Genomic DNA, 22,200 nt, shown 5'->3' with positions numbered 1-22,200 from the left:
CCAGCGCCCCTTACAGCTTCATCAGGCTGGCGTCGTCGACCGAGGCCGAGTGGCGGGAACGGAACAGCGACACGATGATCGCGAGCCCGACCACGACCTCCGCGGCGGCGACGACCATCGTGAAGAAGGCGATGATCTGGCCGTCGAGATTGCCGTGCAGCCGGGAGAAGGCGACGAACGCGAGATTGCAGGCGTTGAGCATCAGCTCGACACACATGAACACCACGATCGCGTTCCGTCTGATCAGTACGCCGGTGGCGCCGATCGTGAACAACAGGGCGGCGAGATACAGGTAGTTGACGGGGTTCACTTCGACGCCTCCTCGGTCCGCTTCGGGCTCACCGGCTCGACGTCGGTCCGCTCCAGGCGCTCCTCGGCCCGGCGCTCCAGAGCCTTCAGGTCGTTCAGCGCCTCGGTGGACACGTCACGGATCTGGCCGCGCTCCCGCAGCGTCTTGTTGACGGTCAGCTCGGACGGGGTGCCGTCCGGGAGGAGGCCCGCGATGTCCACCGCGTTGTGCCGGGCGTAGACGCCGGGGGCCGGCAGCGGCGGCAGGTGCTTGCCCTCGCGTACGCGCTGCTCGGACAGCTCGCGCTGGGTCTTGGCCCGCTCGGTGCGCTCGCGGTGGGTGAGCACCATGGCGCCGACGGCGGCCGTGATGAGCAGGGCGCCGGTGATTTCGAAGGCGAACACGTACTTGGTGAAGATGAGGGCGGCGAGGCCCTCCACGTTGCCGTTCGCATTGGCCGTGCCGAGGCCGTCGAACTCCTTGATGGACGCGTTGCCGATGCCCGCGAACAGCAGGGTGCCGAAACCGAGCCCGCACACCAGGGCCAGCCAGCGCTGGCCCTTGATGGTCTCCTTCAGCGAGTCCGCCGCGGTGACGCCGACGAGCATCACCACGAACAGGAACAGCATCATGATCGCGCCGGTGTAGACGACGATCTGCACGACGCCCAGGAAGTAGGCGCCGTTGGCGAGGTAGAACACCGCCAGGATGATCATGGTGCCGGCGAGGCAGAGGGCGCTGTGCACGGCCTTCTTCATGAGGACGGTGCACAGGGCGCCGATCACGGCGACGGTGCCGAGGATCCAGAACTGGAAGGCCTCACCGGTGGAGGTGGAGTAGGCGGCGAGCTGCGCGCTCATGCCTCCACCCCCTCGTCCTGAGGCTTCTCGCCCTTGGAGACGGCGACCTGGCGCTCGGTGCCGGGGGCGGCCTCCGTGACCAGACCCCGGTAGTAGTCCTGCTCGTCCATCCCGGGGTAGATGGCGTGCGGGCTGTCGACCATGTTGTCGTCCAGTCCGGCGAGCAGCTGCTCCTTGGTGTAGATGAGGTTGGCGCGGCTGGAGTCGGCCAGCTCGAACTCGTTCGTCATCGTCAGCGCGCGCGTGGGGCATGCCTCGATGCACAGGCCGCACAGGATGCAGCGGGCGTAGTTGATCTGGTAGACCCGCCCGTACCGCTCGCCCGGCGAGTAGCGCTCCTCGTCCGTGTTGTCGGCGCCCTCCACATAGATGGCGTCGGCGGGACACGCCCAGGCGCACAGCTCGCAGCCGACGCACTTCTCCAGGCCGTCCGGATGGCGGTTGAGCTGATGCCTGCCGTGGAACCGCGGGGCGGTGGTCTTCTGCTGCTCCGGGTACTGCTCGGTCAGCCGCTTCTTGAACATGGCCTTGAAGGTCACGCCGAAGCCGGCGACGGGGTTCTGGAAACCGGGACCGGTCTCCTTGGGTTCCTCAGCCATCGGACGCCTCCTTTCCGTTCGCAGGTCCGTCACTCGCAGTATCCGGCCCGCCACTGACAATCAACTCGCGATCGCGGCGCGGGCGGCGTCGCGGCACCGGCGGGAGCGTCTGTCCCGGCAGCGGCGGTACGGGGAAGCCGCCCGCCATCGGGTCGAAGGCGGCGGGCTCCTCGGCGGGCGCGGCGGCCTCCTTCGACTTCTCGCGGAACATGTCGGCGACGAAGGACAGCAGCAGGAGGACGAGGACGCCGCCGCCGACGTACAGCGCGATGTCGGCGAAGTCGTAGTTCTCGTTCCGCAGGGTCCGCACGGTCGCGACGAGCATCAGCCAGACCACGGAGACCGGGATGAGGACCTTCCAGCCGAGCTTCATCAGCTGGTCGTAGCGGACGCGGGGCAGAGTGCCGCGCAGCCAGATGAAGAAGAACAGCAGCAGCTGCACCTTCACCACGAACCAGAGCATCGGCCACCAGCCGTGGTTGGCGCCCTCCCAGAAGGTGCTGATCGGCCAGGGAGCCCGCCAGCCGCCCAGGAAGAGCGTCGTCGACACGGCCGAGACCGTCACCATGTTCACGTACTCGGCGAGCATGAACATCGCGAACTTGATGGACGAGTACTCGGTGTTGAAGCCGCCGACCAGGTCCCCCTCGGACTCCGGCATGTCGAAGGGGGCGCGGTTGGTCTCGCCGACCATCGTCACGATGTAGATCACGAACGAGACCGGCAGCAGGACGATGTACCAGCGGTCGTGCTGCTGCTCGACGATCGTCGAGGTCGACATCGACCCGGAGTAGAGGAACACCGAGGCGAACGCGGCGCCCATGGCGATCTCGTAGGAGATCATCTGCGCGCAGGAGCGCAGGCCGCCCAGCAGCGGGTACGTGGATCCGGAACTCCAACCCGCGAGCACGATCCCGTAGATGCCGACCGACGCGACCGCGAGGATGTAGAGCATCGCGATCGGCAGGTCGGTGAGCTGCATCGCCGTACGGTGGCCGAAGATCGAGATCTCGTTGTCGGCCGGCCCGAAGGGGATCACGGCGATCGCCATGAAGGCCGGGATGGCCGCGACGATCGGCGCGAGGACGTACACCACCTTGTCGGCGCGCTTGACGATGAGATCTTCCTTGAGCATCAGCTTGATGCCATCGGCGAGCGACTGGAGCATGCCCCAGGGGCCGTGCCGGTTGGGGCCGATGCGCAGCTGCATCCAGGCGACGACCTTGCGCTCCCACACGATGGAGAACAGCACGGTGATCATCAGGAAGGCGAAGCAGAAGACGGCTTTGACGACGACCAGCCACCAGGGGTCGCGGCCGAACATCGACAGGTCTTCGGCGGCGAGGTACGGAGTCATGCCTGCACCTCCTTGGGAGCCTCGGCGGCGAGTGTCGCCGCACCGATGCGGACGAGTGCGCCGGGCAGGGCCCCGGTGTCGGAGGCCACGCCTTGCCCGGCGGAGTTCAGCGGGAGCCAGACCACGCGGTCGGGCATCTCGGTGATCTGCAGCGGGAGTTCGACCGTCCCGGCGGGACCGGTGACGGCGAGCAGGTCGCCGTCCTTGACGCCCGCCTCGGCGGCCGTGGCGGCCGACACACGCGCGCGTGCGGCGTGCCGGGTCCCGGCGAGTGCGTCGTCGCCCTCCTGGAGACGGCCCTGGTCGAGCAGCAGCCGGTGGCCCGCCAGCACGGCCTCCCCGGCGGCCGGACGCGGCAGCTGCGCGGAACCCTCGCGGGGGTCCGTCGCCCGCAGCCCGTCCCAGGCGCCGAGGCGGTCGATCTCCGAGCGCGCGGTGCGCAGATCGGGCAGCCCCAGGTGTACGTCCATGGCGTCGGCCAGCATCTGCAGGACCCGCGCGTCGGTGGGCGCCAGCCTGCGGGTCATGTGGTCGGGCTTGAGCGCGGCCTCGAAGAAGCGGGCCCGGCCCTCCCAGTTGAGGAAGGCGCCCGCCTTCTCGGCCACCGCGGCGACCGGCAGCACGACGTCCGCGAGTCCGGTGACCTCGCTGGGCCGCAGTTCGAGCGACACCAGGAAGCCGACTTCGGAAAGAGCGGCACGCGCGCGTGCCGGGTCGGGCAGATCCGCGACCTCGACGCCCGCCACCACCAGGGCCCGCAGTTCGCCGCCGGCGGCGGCCTCGACGATCTGGCCGGTGTCGCGGCCGTAGCGGTGCGGGAGTCCGGAGACTCCCCAGGCCGCCGCGACCTCGTCCCGCGCGCGCGGGTCGGTGGCCGGACGGCCGCCCGGCAGCAGCGACGGCAGCGCGCCCACCTCGATGGCGCCGCGCTCCCCGGCCCGGCGGGGGATCCACACCAGTTCGGCGCCGGTCGCGGACGCCGCCCGTACGGCGGCGGTGAGCCCGCCCGCCACGCCGGCCAGTCGCTCACCGACGACGATCACCGCGCCCCCGGTGCGCAGCGCCTCGGCGGCCTTCGCGCCGTCGCCCTCCAGGCCGGCCCCGCTCGCCAGGGCGTCCAGCCACTCGGGCTCGGTACCGGGTGCGGCGGGCAGCAGCGTGCCGCCGGCCTTCGCCAGGCCCCGGGTGGCGTGGGTGGCGAGCGAGAAGGTCCGCTGCCCGTGTTTCTGCCAGGCCTTGCGCAGCCGCAGGAAGACGCCGGGCGCCTCCTCCTCGGACTCGAAGCCGACGAGCAGGACGGCGGGCGCCTTCTCCAGCGAGGTGTACGTGATGCCCGTACCGTCGAGGTCGCGGCCGCGTCCGGCGATCCGGGCGGCCAGGAAGTCGGCCTCCTCGCTGCTGTGCACGCGCGCGCGGAAGTCGATGTCGTTCGTGTCGAGCGCCACGCGCGCGAACTTGCTGTACGCGTAGGCGTCCTCGACGGTCAGGCGGCCGCCGGTCAGAACGCCCGCGCGACCCCGAGCGGCCAGCAGTCCCTGCGCGGCGGCCTCCAGCGCCTCGGGCCAGGACGCGGGTTCCAGTTCACCGGATTCACCCCGTACGAGAGGCGTCTCGAGCCGGTCCCGCTGCTGCGCGTACCGGAACCCGAAGCGCCCCTTGTCGCAGAGCCACTCCTCGTTGACCTCGGGATCGGGGGATGCCAGGCGCCGCATGACCTTGCCGCGCCGGTGGTCGGTGCGGGTCGCACAGCCGCCGGAGCAGTGCTCGCACACCGAGTGCGACGAGACGAGGTCGAACGGGCGTGAGCGGAAGCGGTACGCCGCCGAGGTCAGCGCGCCCACGGGGCAGATCTGGATGGTGTTCCCGGAGAAGTACGACTCGAAGGGGTCGCCGTCGCCGATGCCGACCTGCTGGAGCGCGCCCCGCTCGAGCAGCTCGATCATCGGGTCGCCCGCGATCTGGTTGCTGAACCGTGTGCACCGGGCGCACAACACACACCGTTCGCGGTCGAGCAGCACCTGGGTGGAGATCGCGACGGGCTTCTCGTACGTCCGCTTCTTTCCCTCGAAGCGGGACTCGGAGTTGCCGTGCGACATCGCCTGGTTCTGCAGTGGGCACTCACCGCCCTTGTCGCAGACCGGGCAGTCCAGCGGGTGGTTGATGAGCAGCAGCTCCATCACGCCGTGCTGGGCCTTTTCGGCGGCCGGGGAAGTGAGGTGAGTCTTCACCACCATTCCGTCCGTACACGTGATCGTGCAGGACGCCATGGGCTTGCGCTGGCCCTCGACCTCGACGATGCACTGGCGACAGGCGCCGGCCGGGTCGAGGAGCGGGTGGTCGCAGAAGCGGGGGATCTCGATGCCGAGCTGCTCGGCGGCCCGGATGACCAGGGTGCCCTTGGGCACGCTGATCTCGGCGCCGTCGATCGTCAGCGAGACGAGATCTTCCGGCGGGAGCGCCGCCTCTCCCCCTCCGGAGGGAGCGCTGGTGGTCACAGTCATGCGTTCACCTCCGTGCGGTCGGCCCAGGCCGTCGACCTGGCCGGGTCAAAGGGGCAGCCGCGGCCCGTGATGTGCTGCTCGTACTCCTCACGGAAGTACTTGAGCGAGGAGAAGATCGGCGAGGCGGCGCCGTCGCCGAGGGCGCAGAAGGACTTGCCGTTGATGTTGTCGGCGATGTCGTTCAGCTTGTCGAGGTCGGTCATGACGCCCTTGCCGGCCTCGATGTCGCGCAGCAACTGCACGAGCCAGTACGTCCCTTCACGGCACGGCGTGCACTTGCCGCAGGACTCGTGGGCGTAGAACTCGGTCCAGCGGGTGACCGCCCGGACGACGCAGGTGGTCTCGTCGAAGCACTGGAGCGCCTTGGTGCCGAGCATGGAACCGGCCGCGCCCACGCCCTCGTAGTCAAGGGGCACGTCGAGGTGCTCGTCGGTGAACATCGGCGTCGAGGAGCCGCCCGGCGTCCAGAACTTCAGCCGGTGGCCCGGCCGCATCCCGCCGCTCATGTCGAGGAGTTGGCGGAGTGTGATGCCGAGCGGGGCCTCGTACTGGCCGGGGCTGGCGACGTGGCCGCTGAGCGAGTAGAGCGTGAAGCCCGGGGACTTCTCGCTGCCCATCGACCTGAACCATTCCTTGCCCTTGTGCAGAATTGCGGGAACTGACGCGATCGACTCGACGTTATTTACAACAGTCGGGCACGCATAGAGGCCCGCGACAGCAGGAAAGGGGGGACGGAGCCGCGGTTGACCACGGCGGCCTTCGAGCGAGTCGAGCAGTGCGGTCTCCTCACCGCAGATGTACGCGCCCGCGCCCGCGTGCACGGTGATTTCGAGGTCGAGGCCACTGCCCAGGATGTTCTTGCCGAGGTAGCCCGCCGCGTAGGCCTCTCGTACGGCCTCGTGCAACCGCCGCAACACGGGGACCACTTCACCGCGCAGATAGATGAAGGCATGCGACGACCGGATGGCATAGCACGCGATCACCATGCCCTCGATGAGGCTATGCGGGTTCGCGAAGAGGAGCGGGATGTCCTTACAGGTTCCCGGTTCCGATTCGTCGGCGTTGACAACTAGATAGTGCGGCTTTCCATCGCCCTGAGGAATGAACTGCCATTTCATTCCCGTGGGGAATCCGGCACCGCCGCGGCCGCGCAGACCGGAGTCCTTGACGTACGCGATGAGGTCGTCCGGCGACATGGCGAGCGCCTTGCGCAGGCCCTCGTACCCCTCGTGCCTTCGGTAGACGTCCAGCGTCCAGGACTTCTCCTCGTCCCAGAAGGCGGACAGCACGGGTGCGAGCAGCTTCTCGGGACTGGTCTCGTTGATCTCGGGTGCCAAGGTCATCACTCCCCCTCCTCGGCAACAGGACCCGCCGGGTGGGACGGGTCGGAGTCCGACGTGTCCTGCGGCGCGTCGTGCGAGCTCAGGTGCTCGGCCGGAGACGGTTCGTGCGGCGGCTCGTCCTGGGGGGCACCGGAGCCCCTCGGGTGGACCACGCGCGCGGGGGCGCTCTCTCCCTTGGCCAGGCGCAGGCCGGTCAGCGAGGCGGGTCCCGCGCTGCCGCTCGCCTCGACGGCCCCGTCCCGCTCGTCGGGGAAGCCGGCCAGGATGCGGGCGGTGTCCTTGAACGTGCACAAGGGGGCACCGCGCGTGGGCTCGACCGGCGCTCCCGCGCGCAGGTCGTCGACGAGCCGCTTGGCGCTGGCCACGGTCTGGTTGTCGAAGAACTCCCAGTTGACCATCACGACCGGAGCGAAGTCGCAGGCCGCGTTGCACTCGATGTGCTCCAGGGTGACCTTGCCGTCGTCGGTGGTCTCTCCGTTGCCGACGCCCAGGTGGTCCTGGAGGGCGGAGAAGATCGCGTCGCCGCCCATCACCGCGCACAGGGTGTTGGTGCAGACGCCCACCTGGTAGTCACCGGACGGCCGCCGCCGGTACATGGTGTAGAAGGTGGCGACCGCGGTGACCTCCGCCGTGGTCAGGCCGAGGATGTCGGCGCAGAACTGCATGCCGGTGCGCGTGACATGGCCCTCCTCCGCCTGCACGAGGTGCAGCAACGGCAGGAGCGCCGAGCGGGAGTCCGGGTAGCGGGCGATGATCTCGCGCCCGTCCCGCTCCAGCCGGGCTCGAACGTCGTCCGGGTAGTCGGGCGCGGGCAGTCGGGGCATGCCCAGGCTGACGCCCTGCTCCGAGGAACTGGTGGTCACCGGTCGACGCCTCCCATCACGGGGTCGATGGACGCGACGGCGACGATGACGTCGGCGACCTGGCCGCCCTCGCACATCGCCGCCATGGCCTGCAGGTTGGTGAAGGACGGGTCGCGGAAGTGGACCCGGTAGGGGCGGGTGCCGCCGTCGGACACGGCGTGCACCCCTAGTTCGCCCTTGGGTGACTCGACCGCCGAGTACGTCTGTCCCGGCGGGACGCGGAAGCCCTCGGTCACCAGCTTGAAGTGGTGGATCAGGGCCTCCATGGAGGTGCCCATGATCTTCTTGATGTGATCGAGGGAGTTGCCGAGCCCGTCAGGTCCCAGGGCGAGCTGGGCGGGCCAGGCGATCTTCTTGTCGGCGACCATGACCGGTCCGGGAGCGAGCCGGTCCAGGCACTGCTCGACGATCCGCAGGGACTGGCGCATCTCCTCCAGGCGGATCAGGAAGCGCCCGTAGGAGTCGCAGGTGTCGGCGGTCGGGACGTCGAAGTCGTACGTCTCGTAGCCGCAGTAGGGCTGCGACTTGCGCAGGTCGTGCGGGAGGCCGGCGGAGCGGAGGATCGGGCCCGTGGCCCCGAGGGCCATACAGCCCGCCAGGTCGAGATAGCCGACGTCCTGCATACGGGCCTTGAAGATGGGGTTCCCGGTGGCGAGCTTGTCGTACTCGGGGAGGTTCTTCTTCATCTTCTTCACGAACTCGCGGATCTGGTCCACCGCGCCCGGCGGCAGGTCCTGGGCGAGTCCGCCGGGACGGATGTACGCGTGGTTCATCCGCAGGCCGGTGATCAGCTCGTAGATGTCGAGAATGAGTTCACGATCACGGAAGCCGTAGATCATGATCGTGGTGGCGCCGAGTTCCATGCCGCCGGTGGCGATGCACACCAGGTGCGAGGACATCCGGTTCAGCTCCATCAGGAGCACCCGGATGATCGAGGCGCGGTCCGGGATCTCGTTCTCGATGCCGAGGAGTTTCTCGACGGCGAGGCAGTACGCGGTCTCGTTGAAGAACGGCGTCAGGTAGTCCATGCGCGTCACGAACGTGGTGCCCTGGGTCCACGTCCGGTACTCGAGGTTCTTCTCGATGCCGGTGTGCAGGTAACCGATGCCGCAGCGGGCCTCGGTGACCGTCTCGCCGTCGATCTCCAGGATGAGGCGGAGCACCCCGTGGGTGGACGGGTGCTGCGGACCCATGTTGACGACGATGCGCTCGTCGTCGGACTTGGCGGCGGACTGGACGACCTCGTCCCAGTCGCCGCCGGTGACCGTGTAGACGGTCCCTTCCGTGGTCTCGCGCGCCGAAGCGGCGGATGCGTGGGAAGTGCTCACGAGTACGACCTCCGCTGGTCCGGAGCCGGGATCTGGGCGCCCTTGTACTCGACGGGGATGCCGCCGAGGGGGTAGTCCTTGCGCTGCGGGAAGCCCTGCCAGTCGTCCGGCATCATGATCCGCGTCAGCGCCGGGTGACCGTCGAAGATCAGGCCGAAGAAGTCGTACGTCTCCCGCTCGTGCCAGTCGTTCGTCGGATAGACGGAGACGAGCGACGGGATGTGCGGGTCGGCGTCGGGGGCGCTGACTTCGAGGCGGATCAACCTGTTGTGGGTGATCGAGCGCAGGTGGTAGACGGCGTGCAGCTCGCGGCCCTTGTCCTCCAGGTAGTGCACTGCGCTCACGCCCGTACACAGTTCGAAGCGGAGGGCCGGGTCGTCGCGCAGGGTCTGGGCGACGCGGAGCAGGTACTCGCGTTCGATGTGGAACGTCAGCTCGTCGCGGTCGACGACCGTCTTCTCGATGGCGTTCCCGGGGACGAGTCCCTGTTCTTCCAGGGCGCCCTCCAGCTCGTCGGCGACCTCGTCGAACCAGCCGCCGTAGGGGCGGGCGGCCGGGCCGGGGAGCCGGATGGAGCGGACCAGGCCGCCGTAGCCGGAGGTGTCGCCGCCGTTGTTGGCGCCGAACATGCCGCGCTGGAGGCGGATCTCCTCGCCCCCCTCGCCACGCTGGCCGGGGAGGTTGGAGGCGCCGAGGTCCTTCTCGGGGTTGACCCCGTTGCCGTTGGCGTTGGCGTCGCTCACCGCAGCAGCCCCTTCATCTCGATCGTCGGGAGCGCCTTGAGCGCCGCTTCCTCCGCCTCGCGGGCCGCCTCCTCGGCGTTCACGCCGAGCTTGGAGCTCTGGATCTTCTGATGGAGCTTGAGGATCGCGTCGATGAGCATCTCGGGCCGCGGCGGGCAGCCGGGCAGATAGATGTCGACCGGCACGATGTGGTCGACGCCCTGGACGATCGCGTAGTTGTTGAACATTCCGCCCGATGACGCGCAGACCCCCATGGAGATCACCCACTTGGGGTTGGGCATCTGGTCATAGACCTGCCTGAGCACCGGCGCCATCTTCTGGCTGACCCGGCCGGCCACGATCATCAGATCCGCCTGGCGCGGTGAGCCGCGGAAGACCTCCATGCCGAAGCGCGCGAGGTCGTAGCGGCCGGCGCCGGTGGTCATCATCTCGATGGCGCAGCACGCCAGGCCGAAGGTGGCGGGGAAGACGGACGCCTTGCGCACCCAGCCCGCGGCCTGCTCGACGGTCGTCAGCAGGAATCCGCTCGGCAGCTTTTCTTCGAGTCCCATGTCGTTAAAGGCCCCTCAGTCCCATTCCAGACCGCCGCGCCGCCATACGTACGCGTACGCGACGAAGACGGTGAGCACGAAGAGCAGCATCTCCACGAGCCCGAAAACACCCAGGGCGTCGAAGGTGACGGCCCAGGGGTAGAGGAAGACGATCTCGATGTCGAAGACGATGAAGAGCATCGCCGTCAGGTAGTACTTGATGGGGAAGCGCCCGCCGCCGGCCGGCGTGGGGGTCGGCTCGATACCGCACTCGTACGCCTCGAGCTTGGCCCGGTTGTACCGCTTCGGACCGATCAGCGTGGCCATGACCACGGAGAAGATCGCAAAGCCTGCCCCGAGGGCTCCCAGTACGAGGATCGGCGCATACGCGTTCACGCTCCTCGCTCCTCTCAGTCGGCACTGACTGCATGGGGGTCCCCCCTGGTCGAGCGGAGCCGAGACCTTGGGGGAGGTTGCGTCGGGCGAGCACTCCCGCCTCACACGTCCCACGAACCCCGTGCGTCCCGACGAAGATCGCGTACATGTGAAGCAGGTCACAAGCCCAACTGCTGCGCATCCTATGCCCGGCGGTCTGTGATCTGCGACACGGGGGTAAGTAAGGAGTTTGTGATCTCTGCCACCTGGCGAAGGATCATGAAGCCGGATGAGCGGTGATCTTCATACGCGAAGCATCCGAGTGATCACCAAGCGGTGACATTTTCCCTCGTCGCCGCTGGTCGAGGCGGTCTTGCATTATCAAGGCGCGTCCACTCAGGGCAAATTGGTGCTGGACCAGATCCCTTGATAGTGGGGCCCGTTCACACCCCCGAGGGAAGAGAAGCGGACGGAAGTGGACGCGTGCACGCATTCACGAGCGGGCGCGCTCGTCGGCCCCGCGCGGGACGCCCTCGCTCGGGCGGCCGAACTGTGACCTGTGCCACATCCGCAGGGGGGTCAAATAAACCGGGCTTGGCCACCGGGCACAACCGGTGGTAGGTGCAGGGCAATTCGGGCGTAACGATGAAAGACCGTGATCACAGGCTTGATCCGCGGTGTCCGCAATGCCCGTTACGGCGTCAATAAAGAACGGCGCGCCCAGGATTCGGGGCATCGATTGAACAACTGTGGCGCACCACACGTTTCTTGAAGGTATGGAGGAGCCCCTGGTACCGCTTGTACCCATGTCCCACACCGCTCACATACGAAGCCATCGGAAGCCCCGCCGCAGCACCCCGAAAATCTCGGTGCGCGCCGGAGTCGCCGGTGGCGTTCTCAGCACCCTGGCAGTGGCCGGCGCTGCCGGTGCGGCGAACGCGGCCGAACCCGTGACGCAGACCGTGGAACTGCCCACCCTGACGGCCGACCTGGCCACTCAGGTCGCGCAGTCCGCGGACGCCACCCAGCAGGCAGCGGCCAACTACGAGCTGCAGGCCGAGCGTGACGCGGCCGCCGCCAAGGCCGCAAAGCAGGCCAAGTCGGACCTGGCCGACGCGAAGAAGAAGGCGGAGGCCACGAAGAAGGCCGAGGCCGCACGCAGGGCAGCTGCCGAGCGTGCCGCCTCGCGCAGCGCCGAGCGGGCCACCCTCAGCGCCTCGGCGAGCGCCTCTACGGGCACGTCGACGTCCACGTCCACGTCCACGGCCACCGGTTCGGCCGCGGCGGTCATCGCGTTCGTCAAGGCGCAGATCGGCGACGCGTACGTCTCCGGCGGCACCGGCCCCAACTCGTGGGACTGCTCCGGCCTCGTCCAGGCCGCGTTCAAGCAGGTCGGTGTGAGTCTGCCGCGCGTCTCGCAGGACCAGTCGACGGCGGGCACCCAGGTCTCGCTGAGCAACCTGCAGCCGGGCGACATCCTGTACTGGGGTGGCGCGGGCAGCGCGTACCACGTGGGGGTGTACGTCGGCGACGGCATGTTCGTCGGCGCGCAGAACCCGTCCACCGGCGTCGTCGAGAAGCCCCTCTCGTACGACCCGCCGACCGGTGCGGTGCGCGTGCTCTGACCCGGCGACGCGCCGAAGTCCCGTCTGTGGGGCGCCCCTCCTTCGGGACGGGCGCCCCACAGTCACATCACCTCACACCGGACATGTCGGTCAACTCCCGGATCGCGCACCCGGATCGCACACCGCTCGACGCCCGGATCGCCGGGAGTCATGGCAGAGGGACAGCGGGCGGAGAAGGCGCGGGCAGCGCGGGCGGACGGTCACGCGGGGCGTGGAGCCGTGTTGCGTCATGCCGCCCGCACCGGGGCGTCACGCCTTCGGCGCCACCTTCGACAGCCCGTTGATGATCCGGTCCATCGCGTCGCCGCCCGTGGGGTCCGTCAGGTTGGCGAGCATCTTCAGGGTGAACTTCATCAGGAGCGGGTGCGTGAGGCCGCGCTCCGCCGCGATCTTCATGACCTTCGGGTTGCCGATCAGCTTCACGAAGGCCCGGCCCAGCGTGTAGTAGCCGCCGTACGTGTCCTTGAGCACGCGCGGGTAGCGCTGGAGCGCGATCTCACGCTGGGCGGGGGTCGCACGGGCGTGGGCCTGGACGATGACGTCGGCCGCGAGCTGGCCGGACTCCATGGCGTACGCGATGCCCTCGCCGTTGAACGGGTTCACCAGGCCGCCGGCGTCGCCGACGAGCAGCAGCCCGCGCGTGTAGTGGGGCTGACGGTTGAAGGCCATCGGCAGCGCGGCGCCGCGGATCGGGCCCGTCATGTTCTCGGGCGTGTATCCCCAGTCCTCCGGCATCGAGGCGCACCACGCCTTCAGGACTTCCCGCCAGTCCAGTTCCTTGAAGGAGTCGGAGGTGTTGAGGACGCCGAGGCCGACGTTGGACGTGCCGTCGCCCATGCCGAAGATCCAGCCGTAGCCCGGCAGGAGCCGGTCCTCGCCGGGGCCTCGGCGGTCCCACAGCTCCAGCCAGGACTCGAGGTAGTCGTCCTCGTGCCGCGGGCTCGTGAAGTACGTACGCACGGCCACGCCCATCGGGCGGTCCTCGCGGCGATGCAGGCCCATCGCCAGGGACAGGCGCGTCGAGTTGCCGTCCGCCGCCACCACCAGCGGGGCGTGGAAGGTGACCTCGCGCTTCTCCTTCGAGTCGGCGTCACCGAGCTTCGCGTGGACGCCTGTGATGCGGCCCGTGCGGTCGTCGATGATCGGCGCGCCGACGTTGCAGCGCTCGTACAGCCGCGCGCCCGCCTTCTGTGCCTGACGGGCCAGTTGCTCGTCGAAGTCGTCGCGCTTGCGGACGAGGCCGTAGTCCGGGAACGAGGCGAGATCCGGCCAGTCCAGCTGGAGCCGGACACCGCCGCCGATGATGCGCAGGCCCTTGTTCCTGAGCCAGCCCGCCTCCTCGGAGATGTCGATGCCCATCGCGACCAGCTGCTTCGTGGCGCGCGGCGTCAGGCCGTCGCCACAGACCTTCTCGCGCGGGAAGGCGGTCTTCTCCAGCAGGAGGACGTCCAGACCGGCCTTCGCCAGGTAGTACGCCGTCGTCGAACCGGCTGGCCCGGCCCCGACGACGATCACATCGGCGGTGTGTTCGGAGAGGGGCTGGGGCTCGGTCACGGCGGGGGCTCCCCAAGACTCGAAATCAACGTGCTGACGGGCACTGGACATGGGCAGTCTATTCAGCGGTACCGACCCACCTGCCTGAAGGGCTGCCCCTGTGAACAGAGCTCTCCCCGACGTACGGCTGCGCGTCCCCACCGACGAGGACGCCTTCGCCTGGCACCGGATCTTCGCCGACCCCGAGGTCATGGAGTTCCACGGCGGCAAGGCCGCCGAACTGTCGGTCTACGAGGAGCTCACCGCCCGTCAGCGCAGGCACGACGCCGAGCGCGGCTTCTGTCTGTGGACCTTGCTCGACGAGTCGGGCGAGGTCATCGGCTTCACGGGCGCGCAGCCGTGGCCGCACGAGTGGGGCCCGAAGGGCGAGATCGAGATCGGCTGGCGGCTCGGGCGGGCCCACTGGGGCAAGGGGTACGTCACCGCCGCCGCGCACGCCACCCTCGAACGGGTGCGCGCGGCGGGCGTGTCCGGCGTCGTCGCCATGGTCGACGCCCGCAACGAACGCTCCATCGCCGTGACCCGACGTCTCGGCATGGAGCTGGTGGAGACCTTCACCACGCCGACCGCCCAGCGACTCGGGCACTGCTACCGACGCGAGCTGTGACTGTATGTAACCAACTGCTACAGAAAGACATCTGACGCTTCCGGCCGACACCCCCGTGCGGTTACCCTTCCAGTACCGCTGGGGGTGACATCTGTGCATATACCGCCCAAAACACCCGAAGTGCGCGTGCCGCGGCTTGTCGGCCTGATGGCCGTGGACGCGCGCGAGACGGCCGAGGCGGGCGGCGTGCTGCTCGCCGCGCCGGACCGCCCCGACTCCCCTCTCACGTTCCTCGACTTCGTCGTGCGCCAATATCCCCCGCCCGGCACGGAGGTGCCGCGCGGTGCCGTGGTCACCGTGTGGTTCGACCTCGGCGAGGGCGGGGGCGGCGGGGGCGCGGGGGTGCACGAGCCGCGCCGGCCCATTCCGCCACCGGGCGGGCTGCGCCGCGAGCTGGACGAACCGGGTGACCCCTTCAAGGTCCTCAGGTGAGCTGCCAGGAGTCGAGGGCGACCCGGAACGTCTCGGCCAGGCCGCCCTCCCACAGCTCGTCCTTGCCGACGAGCATGATCGCGTACTCGGTGCCGTCCTCGGCGACATAGCCCTGGTCCGCCGCGTGGACGGTGCGGCCGGACCCGTCGGTGTACGTGTACTCCCAGATCGCGCCGTCGCGGCCCTGGAAGGTGTTCCGCTCCAGCCTGATCCGCTGGTAGCCGGCGTCCTTCTTCTTCGCCGTCTTCTCCAGGGTCAGGAAGTTGTCGTACGAGGTGTAGCCCGCGTTCGCGATGACGCCGACCTGCACGTGCTCCAGACCGGTCGAGCCCGCGTACGTCACCTGCGTGCCGTTCTTCACGCCCTCGCGCGCCCAGACGTCGGGTACGGCGAGGGAGAAACCGAAGGGGTCGTCCAACCGGTGGTAGCCGGCGGGAAGTTCGAAGGGGGAGGCAGTGGCTTCGCCGGTGGCCCCGTCCGTCGCCCTGTCCGTCGCTTCGTCCGTGGCCGTGTCCGTCGCCCCGCTCGTCGGGTCCGCGAACGGCGTCGCCGACGGCGAGTCGGAGGCCGTCGCCGTCGGCTTCGTCCTCGGTTTGCCGGAGGACGTATCGCCCTTCTGGTGGTCCTGCCAGACCAGCACACCGGCCGCCGCGCCCCCGCCCACGACGAACGCGACGGCGAGCGTCACAGCCCAGACCACGGCGCGGCTGCGGGGCTTCGGGGCGGCGGCGGGCGGCTGCGGGCCGAGTGGGAAGGCGTGGAGGTCGTACGCGGTGGGAGTGTGCGCGGGCGTGCTCGGCACCGGCGGCACGGGCGGCATCGGCCGGCCCACCGGAGTCTGCGGAACCGGGGAAACCGGCGGAACCGGCGGAACCGGGGAAACCGGGGAAACCGGGGAAACCGGGGAAACCGGGGAAACCGGCGGGCCCGGCGGAACCGTGGGCGGTGCGCTCATGCCCGTCCGTCCGCCGGCCACCCGCACCAGATACGGCGCCACGAACGTCGCCGCGGAGATCCACAGCAGCCCGAAGAGCAGTGCCTCGGGGAAGCTCAGCCCCGCGTCGAGCGTGCCGCCCGCGGACAGGCCCGAGGAACCGAAGTCCGAGGACGTACTGCCCGACATCTCGGTGCCGAGGCCGCCGAGCCCGGCCAGGATCAGGAACAGGCCGAGGAAGACGCCCGCCGCCAGCAGCTGTTCCCCGCGGCTCGTCGAGCGGCGCGCGGCGACGACGCCCAGGATCAGCGCGCAGACCACACCGAGCGCCAGCGCGCCCACGACCGCCCAGGCGTTGGTGACGTCGGCCAGTTCGGAGAGCCCGAAGGCGTGGTGCTCGTAGCCGCCGCCGTACGGCGAACTCCCCTGCGCCCGCGCCCCGACGGGCACGCCCCAGGAAAGACCGAGCGCCAGCACGGCGAGGTTGGGCAGTACGAGGAGCGCGACCAGGAGCGGTGAGACGCCGTCCGCGCTCCACGCCTGGTCCAGGTCGTCGAGCCGGGCGACGGTGATGAACGCGACGACCGAGCAGAGCGCGAGGACGACGGTCAGGGCGCGCAGCGCCGTACCCGTGGCGCGCAGCAGCGTCCGGGCGCCGGGGTGAGCGGCCCACCACTGGTCCGGGCCGACGCGGTGCAGCACGCCGCAGGCCACGGCGAGGGAGAGCAGCAGGGCACCCAGTGCGGAGAGCGCCGGGGAGGCGGAGATCTCGACGCCCGCGATGGTGGGCTGGGCGAAGAGGCCGAGGAGCAGTACGGCTCCGGTCACCAGGAGCGCCACCCGCACGGCGGCCTCGAGTCCGGCGGTCGGACTGCCCGGGGCGCGCACCGCGAGCCGCCCGCGCAGGAGGCGTACGCCGACGCAGAGCGCGGCGATCCACAGGACCGTGACCGTCAGCGGCACCAGCGAGAAGGAACCCCCGCCCGTGACGTCCCCGGCCGCTCCCTGGTCGTAGCCGCCGCCGAACCCGGTACCGGAGCCGTAGCCGTAGCCGGAGCCCGACGCGGCCTTCACCTCGAAGCCGCCGCCGAGCGCCTGGAGCAGCAGCGCCAGCGCGATCCGCAGCCGGTCGCCGAAGCCGACGAATTCCTCGGAGTCCTGCCCGTACTTGGGGATTCCCAGGGCCACGGCGGAGACCAGCAGCAGTCCTACGGGCCACAGCGCGGCCTGTGCGGCTCCGGCCCAGTCACCGCGGAAGGTACGGCCGAGGAAGGCGCCGACGGGCGAGGGCCGGGCGGGACCGGGGGCGTACGCCGGGGGCGGCGGGCCGACGGGAGGCGCGACGGGCGGGACGGCGGGAGGCGCGACCGGCGAAACGGCGGACACCTCGGGCACCTCGGGCGCCGCAGACACCTCGGGCGCAGATGCGTCGGGTGCTTCGGACGCGTCGGATACGTCGGACGCGTCGGACGCCACCGCTACCCGTTCGCGCCCGCACCGCATGCAGAAGCGGGCCTCGGCGGGAGAGGGTGCCCCGCAGTGCGGGCAGTACGACGCCATGCAAACGCTCCGTCATTCATAAGTCTCATGCCGTGATCGGACGTAAGCAACGGACGGAGATTTTCGTTGACCGGTTCCCGTCAGCCCCACCCTCGTACGGATGAATTGACCGGCACCTCAGGAATCTGGGGCTAGACGGCCTTGAATCCCCGGTGCAGCGCCACGACTCCGCCCGTCAGGTTCCGCCACGCCACCTTCGACCAGCCGGCCTTGCGCAGCCGCTCGGCCAGCTCGGGCTGGGTCGGCCAGGCGCGGATCGACTCGGCGAGATAGACGTACGCGTCGGGGTTGGACGAGACGGCACGGGCGACCGGCGGCAGCGCGCGCATCAGGTACTCGGTGTAGACCGTGCGGAACGGCGCCCACGTCGGGTGCGAGAACTCGCAGATCACGACGCGGCCGCCCGGCTTGGTCACCCGGTACAGCTCGCTCAGCGCGGTATCGGTGTCCTGGACATTGCGCAGCCCGAAGGAGATCGTCACCGCGTCGAAGGTGTCGTCCTTGAAGGGCAGCTTCGTCGCGTCGCCCGCCGTGAGCGGCAGCCAGGGGTGGTTCTTCTTGCCGACGCGAAGCATCCCGAGGGAGAAGTCACAGGGGACGACGTACGCACCCGCACGGGCGAAGGGGAGCGAGGAGGTGGCGGTGCCCGCCGCCAGGTCCAGGATCTTCTGCGCGGGCCGGGCGTCGACCGCCTTCGCGACCTCCCGGCGCCACACCCGGTCCTGTCCGAGCGACAGCAGGTCGTTCGTCAGGTCGTACCGTTCCGCCACGTCGTCGAACATCGAGGCGACTTCGTGCGGCTGCTTGTCCAGAGATGCGCGGGTCACGCCCCCATTGTGGCAGCACGGGCCGGGCGCGTCGGAGGCGCCCGGCCCGTACGCCGGTCGGTGAACTGCTCCTCAGGGCAGCAGCTTCGGCTTCTTCTTCGCGGCCACGTCCTCGACCCAGCCCACCAGCGGGACGGCGATCCAGATCAGCGCCCAGCCGATGCCGAACATGAACCACTGGCTCTCCAGCGGCAGCCACTTCTCGAAGGCGGGCACCTTCCAGAACTGGTCGATCAGCGGGACCGCGAGGATCAGCGCGATCTCGTGCCACAGATAGATCGTCACCGCTCGCCCGTTGAAGATCGTCACGATCCGGTCGAGCCGCTTGAAGCGGGCCAGCCACGCGAAGTCGACGTCGTAGTGCGCCTTGAAGTACATCAGCAGCGCCACGAAGCCGGCCGACCAGAAGGCCTGGGCGAGCGGGTTCTCGTCCAGGTCGTAGGTGCCGAACTCCCCCTGGTGCGCGAAGGCGTACCAGCCGCCGTACGCGAGCGCGGCCAGCGACAGCGCGACCACCGCGACGGGCTTCAGCCGCTGGAGCACGCCCTCGCGGTGCGCGAAGCCGACGAGCCAGCAGAACAGATAGGTGGCGATGTCCGTCAGCGCGCTGCCGAAGCGGTTCCACGGCGGCTGCCAGCCGAACTGGAAGACCACGATCGGGACGAGGGAGAGCAGCAGCACCGGGATCGGCGCCTTGCGAAACACCCACAGGAGCACCGGGGAGAGCCAGACGAACCAGAGGTACGTGCGCAGGTACCAGAGGATCTCGTACGCCTGCGAGCCCCACGCGTTGCCCGGCGGGTCGCCGACCGGCACGATCCAGTAGACGATCTCCCAGCCCGGCATCCAGCCATGGATCATCATCGCCAGCACGACGAAGACTCCCCAGAACCAGAAGGGGGGCAGGAGCCGGCGCATCCGGCTCTTGACCACCTTGAGCGCGGGACGCTCCAGCGACTTCGCCATCAGGGTGCCGGCGAGCGCGAACATCACACCCATGGACGGGAAGACCAGGCCGGCCCAGGCCCAGCCGAAGGTGTGGTACGTCACGACACGGACCAGCGCGACGGCGCGCAGCGCGTCGAAGTAGCGGTCGCGCCCGCCGGCTTTCGCCTTCGGCCGGGGTTCCGGAGCGTCCGCCCCCGGTGCCGGGGCGTCCGCCCCCGATGTCGCGCCCTCGGGCGCTTCCGCTTCGGGTGCCGCCGGGACCGGATCCATCTGGACCGTGCTGGTGACGGCCGCGGCCTCCGGCTGCGCGGGAGCGTGCTGCCACTGCTGCTCGTACGGTCCGGGCTGGACGTACCCCTGCCCGTACGGCTGCTGCTGCCCGTACGGCGGCGGATACTGCTGCCCGTACGGCTGTGCCAGTGGCTGCTGCTGTCCGTACGGCTGAGGCTGTGACTGCGAGGGCTGCCCGTACGGCTGTGACTGCGGCTGTGGCTGCTGCCCGTAGCCGTACCCCTGTTGCTGCTCGGGTCCCCAGCTCATCAGCTCACCCCCGCCGGGGTGCCGACCTCGCCCGTGCGCTTCAGCTTCTGCCAGCGCAGGCGGCCGCCGGTGAGGGCCGTGATGCAGGAGTGGATCAGGACGAGGTACATCATCTGGCGGTACGCGAGCTGTTGCAGCGGCATCATCAGGAGATACCGGTACTTCTCGCGGTCGAGCCGGAACGCGTAGGCGGCGCAGACGAGTTGGACGACGAGCACCGCCAGCCAGGCGAGCAGGGACGCCCAGAAGTCCACGAAGATCATCGAGTAGACCGTGAAGACGTCGATCAGCGGCGCGAAGACGGGCGTGACGATCTGGAAGATCACGACGAGCGGCATCCCGACCCGGCCGAAGCGGCCCGATGGACCCCGGTCCGTCAGGGACTTGCGGTGCTTCCACAGCGCCTGCATGGTGCCGTACGACCAGCGGTAGCGCTGGGACCACAGCTGCTTCAGCGAGCCGGGCGCCTCGGTCCACGCGCGCGCGTGCTCCTCGTAGACGACCCGCCAGCCGCCCCGGTGCATGGCGATGGTGATGTCGGTGTCCTCGGCGAGCGTGTCCTCGCTCATCCCGCCGACCTCCAGGACCGCCTCGCGGCGGAACGCGCCGATGGCGCCCGGAATGGTGGGCATGCAGCGCAGCAGGTCGTACATGCGGCGGTCGAGGTTGAAGCCCATCACGTACTCGATGTGCTGCCAGGCGCCGATGACGGTGTCGCGGTTGCCGACCTTGGCGTTGCCCGCGACCGCGCCGACCTCGTCGTCCGCGAAGGGCTGCACGAGCCGGCGCACGGTGTCCGCTTCGAAGACGGTGTCGCCGTCCATCATCACGACGATGTCGTAACTGGCGTTGCGCACTCCGTTGTTGAGCGCGGCAGGCTTGCCCGCGTTCTCCTGGCGCAGGACCCGGACGTTGGGTATCCGCATGGCCTCCACGATGTCGGCCGTGCCGTCCGTCGAGCCGTCGTCGACGACGATGATCTCGATCGGATGCGTGGACTGCGCGAGGGAGTTGATCGTGTTCTCGATGCACTCCTTCTCGTTGTACGCGGGCACGATCACGCTGACCGGCCTGGTGATCTCCGGCCCCCAGCTGAACCGGCGCTTGTTGCGCTGCCGGTAGTGGGTGCGGGCGAGGACGAGCATCATCGCGAACCGGCCCATGACGGCGACGCCCACGACGACCAGACCGGACGCGAGCGCCGGCATGCTCCACTCGGCGAGGGCGACCGCCGCGACCAGGGCCTTGCCCTCGTACAGGGTCGCGCCGGTGGCCTTCCGGTGGGCGGCCTGCTCGATCGAGGTCGCGGTCGCGCCGGTGGCCGTGCCCGTGCCGGCAGCCGCGCCGGGCTGCCGGCCGTTCGCCGTCCCACCGTTCGCCGTCCCACCGTTCGCCGTCCCACCGTTCGCCGCCCCGCCGTTCGCCGTCTGATCGATCGGCTGCTGCCCGGTCCCGGTCCCCGCGCCCGCCCTGCCGGCGGCGGTCGACGCCCGGTCCTTGGCCAGGGCGCCGCTGACGGTGGTGAAGGTGTAGCCCTTCGCCTTCATCTTCTTGATGTACTTCGGCAACGCCACCAGGGTCTGGTCGCGGTCGCCGCCCGCGTCGTGGAACAGGACCGAGGCGCCGTTGTTCTTCTTCGGCGTGGCCGTCTTGATGATGCTCGCGACGCCCGGCTGCTTCCAGTCGTCGCTGTCGGTGTCGATGAACACGCTGGTGTAGCCCAGCTTGGCCATCCGCTGGTAGACCGGCCAGCTGTAGTTGTCGATGGCGTCGGCCTCCGCCGAGTACGGCGCGCGGAACAGCGTCGTCGTGATGCCCGCCGCCCCCGCGAGGGCGAGCTGGGTCTGGTTCAGCTCGCGTTCGACGCGCGCGGTGCTCTGGTACGAGAGGTCGACGTGCGTGAAGGTGTGGATGCCGACCTCGTTGCCCTGGTCGACCATGTCCTTCACGGCGTCCGGGTAACGCGTGACCATCGAGCCGACCAGGAAGAACGTGCCGGGCACGTCGTTGTCCTGGAGGATCTTGAGGACCTTCTCGGTGTACGTGGGGTTCGGACCGTCGTCGAAGGTCAGGACGATGGTCTTCTTCGGTACCGACTTCGGGTCCACCGTGCCGTTGCTGGACGTGAAGATCGGGCCCGCTTCGAGGATCTTCTTCGGCACCTTGTCGTAGGCGGCGCTGTCGCGTACGCGCTGGTCGCTGAAAACCTCGCCCCGCAGGTAGCCGTCAAGGAGCATCACACTCGTCAGGCCCAGCAGGAGCAGCAGGGCGAGGATCACGCGCGGTTTCTGCAGCGCGGCGGCCTTGCCGGCGGCCCGTTCCATCCGGGAAGGGGCGCGCCGGCGGCCGCGCGAAGGCGTCGTCTTAGTCATGGGTGTGTCTGCG

General features: G+C 69.5%; 19 protein-coding genes. 3 read left to right on the top strand and 16 right to left on the bottom strand.

Translation table 11 applies throughout. The annotated features are described in order from the left end of the window. Window positions 1–10 precede the first annotated feature (10 nt). Genes nuoK through SAVERM_RS24960 form a run of 11 tightly spaced genes read right to left on the bottom strand, consistent with a single transcriptional unit; the run spans window position 11 to window position 10,809 of the window. A complete protein-coding gene (nuoK, locus tag SAVERM_RS25010; RefSeq protein WP_006133113.1) occupies window positions 11–310 on the bottom strand; it encodes an NADH-quinone oxidoreductase subunit NuoK in 300 nt (99 codons plus the stop codon). After that, complete coding sequence (locus SAVERM_RS25005) at window positions 307–1,149, bottom strand: NADH-quinone oxidoreductase subunit J (RefSeq protein ID WP_010986267.1); 843 nt, start codon at window positions 1,147–1,149, stop codon at window positions 307–309. The genes nuoK and SAVERM_RS25005 overlap by 4 nt, the downstream gene beginning before the upstream one ends. After that, complete coding sequence (gene nuoI / locus SAVERM_RS25000) at window positions 1,146–1,748, bottom strand: NADH-quinone oxidoreductase subunit NuoI (protein WP_010986266.1); 603 nt, start codon at window positions 1,746–1,748, stop codon at window positions 1,146–1,148. The genes SAVERM_RS25005 and nuoI overlap by 4 nt, the downstream gene beginning before the upstream one ends. Beyond that, window positions 1,741–3,105, bottom strand: a complete 1,365-nt coding sequence (nuoH, locus tag SAVERM_RS24995) for an NADH-quinone oxidoreductase subunit NuoH (RefSeq protein ID WP_010986265.1) — start codon at window positions 3,103–3,105, stop codon at window positions 1,741–1,743. The genes nuoI and nuoH overlap by 8 nt, the downstream gene beginning before the upstream one ends. Continuing rightward, entirely contained in the window at window positions 3,102–5,606 is a 2,505-nt protein-coding gene (locus SAVERM_RS24990) for an NADH-quinone oxidoreductase subunit G (protein WP_010986264.1), read from the bottom strand. The genes nuoH and SAVERM_RS24990 overlap by 4 nt, the downstream gene beginning before the upstream one ends. Continuing rightward, a complete protein-coding gene (nuoF, locus tag SAVERM_RS24985) occupies window positions 5,603–6,952 on the bottom strand; it encodes an NADH-quinone oxidoreductase subunit NuoF (RefSeq protein WP_010986263.1) in 1,350 nt (449 codons plus the stop codon). The genes SAVERM_RS24990 and nuoF overlap by 4 nt, the downstream gene beginning before the upstream one ends. After that, window positions 6,949–7,812, bottom strand: a complete 864-nt coding sequence (nuoE, locus tag SAVERM_RS24980; protein WP_010986262.1) for an NADH-quinone oxidoreductase subunit NuoE — start codon at window positions 7,810–7,812, stop codon at window positions 6,949–6,951. The genes nuoF and nuoE overlap by 4 nt, the downstream gene beginning before the upstream one ends. Continuing rightward, entirely contained in the window at window positions 7,809–9,140 is a 1,332-nt protein-coding gene (locus tag SAVERM_RS24975; protein WP_010986261.1) for an NADH-quinone oxidoreductase subunit D, read from the bottom strand. The genes nuoE and SAVERM_RS24975 overlap by 4 nt, the downstream gene beginning before the upstream one ends. After that, window positions 9,137–9,883, bottom strand: a complete 747-nt coding sequence (locus tag SAVERM_RS24970; protein WP_010986260.1) for an NADH-quinone oxidoreductase subunit C — start codon at window positions 9,881–9,883, stop codon at window positions 9,137–9,139. The genes SAVERM_RS24975 and SAVERM_RS24970 overlap by 4 nt, the downstream gene beginning before the upstream one ends. Beyond that, window positions 9,880–10,434, bottom strand: a complete 555-nt coding sequence (locus tag SAVERM_RS24965) for a NuoB/complex I 20 kDa subunit family protein (protein ID WP_006382209.1) — start codon at window positions 10,432–10,434, stop codon at window positions 9,880–9,882. The genes SAVERM_RS24970 and SAVERM_RS24965 overlap by 4 nt, the downstream gene beginning before the upstream one ends. 15 nt (window positions 10,435–10,449) lie before the next feature. Next, a complete protein-coding gene (locus SAVERM_RS24960) occupies window positions 10,450–10,809 on the bottom strand; it encodes an NADH-quinone oxidoreductase subunit A (protein WP_007383963.1) in 360 nt (119 codons plus the stop codon). A 785-nt stretch (window positions 10,810–11,594) separates the two neighbouring features. On the opposite strand from SAVERM_RS24960, the gene SAVERM_RS24955 reads away from it, so the two are divergent. Beyond that, on the top strand, window positions 11,595–12,413 hold the full coding sequence (locus SAVERM_RS24955) for a C40 family peptidase (RefSeq protein WP_010986259.1): 819 nt from the start codon (window positions 11,595–11,597) through the stop codon (window positions 12,411–12,413). 249 nt (window positions 12,414–12,662) lie between these two features. On the opposite strand, the gene SAVERM_RS24950 is transcribed toward SAVERM_RS24955, so the two are convergent. After that, window positions 12,663–13,967: a geranylgeranyl reductase family protein gene (locus tag SAVERM_RS24950; protein ID WP_010986258.1), complete on the bottom strand. Its 1,305-nt coding sequence runs from the start codon at window positions 13,965–13,967 to the stop codon at window positions 12,663–12,665. Window positions 13,968–14,067: 100 nt separating this feature from the next. Between SAVERM_RS24950 and SAVERM_RS24945 the strand changes: the two genes are divergently transcribed. Together SAVERM_RS24945 and SAVERM_RS24940 are read left to right on the top strand one after the other, a co-directional pair. Then, on the top strand, window positions 14,068–14,574 hold the full coding sequence (locus tag SAVERM_RS24945; RefSeq protein WP_010986257.1) for a GNAT family N-acetyltransferase: 507 nt from the start codon (window positions 14,068–14,070) through the stop codon (window positions 14,572–14,574). A 93-nt stretch (window positions 14,575–14,667) separates the two neighbouring features. Continuing rightward, the gene (locus tag SAVERM_RS24940) at window positions 14,668–15,006 is read left to right on the top strand and encodes a PASTA domain-containing protein (RefSeq protein WP_078234364.1); all 339 of its coding nucleotides are present in this window, start codon (window positions 14,668–14,670) and stop codon (window positions 15,004–15,006) included. On the opposite strand, the gene SAVERM_RS45370 is transcribed toward SAVERM_RS24940, so the two are convergent. The 4 genes from SAVERM_RS45370 to SAVERM_RS24920 all read right to left on the bottom strand — a co-directional run bounded on the left by SAVERM_RS45370 (window position 14,999) and on the right by SAVERM_RS24920 (window position 22,187). After that, window positions 14,999–17,500, bottom strand: coding sequence for a zinc ribbon domain-containing protein (locus SAVERM_RS45370; RefSeq protein ID WP_010986255.1), 2,502 nt, complete (start codon window positions 17,498–17,500; stop codon window positions 14,999–15,001). The two genes, SAVERM_RS24940 and SAVERM_RS45370, sit on opposite strands and share 8 nt — an antisense overlap. Before the next feature lie 131 nt (window positions 17,501–17,631). After that, window positions 17,632–18,327 carry a demethylmenaquinone methyltransferase gene (locus SAVERM_RS24930; protein ID WP_010986254.1) on the bottom strand — a complete coding sequence of 232 codons (696 nt, stop codon included), beginning with the start codon at window positions 18,325–18,327 and terminating at the stop codon, window positions 17,632–17,634. 72 nt (window positions 18,328–18,399) lie between these two features. Beyond that, complete coding sequence (locus SAVERM_RS24925; RefSeq protein ID WP_010986253.1) at window positions 18,400–19,815, bottom strand: acyltransferase family protein; 1,416 nt, start codon at window positions 19,813–19,815, stop codon at window positions 18,400–18,402. Beyond that, complete coding sequence (locus SAVERM_RS24920; RefSeq protein ID WP_010986252.1) at window positions 19,815–22,187, bottom strand: bifunctional polysaccharide deacetylase/glycosyltransferase family 2 protein; 2,373 nt, start codon at window positions 22,185–22,187, stop codon at window positions 19,815–19,817. The genes SAVERM_RS24925 and SAVERM_RS24920 overlap by 1 nt, the downstream gene beginning before the upstream one ends. Window positions 22,188–22,200 lie beyond the last annotated feature (13 nt).

The sequence above is a fragment of the Streptomyces avermitilis MA-4680 = NBRC 14893 genome, from assembly GCF_000009765.2.
In the GTDB taxonomy this organism is placed as follows: domain Bacteria; phylum Actinomycetota; class Actinomycetes; order Streptomycetales; family Streptomycetaceae; genus Streptomyces; species Streptomyces avermitilis.
This window is presented reverse-complemented; position numbering and strand designations above follow the sequence as displayed.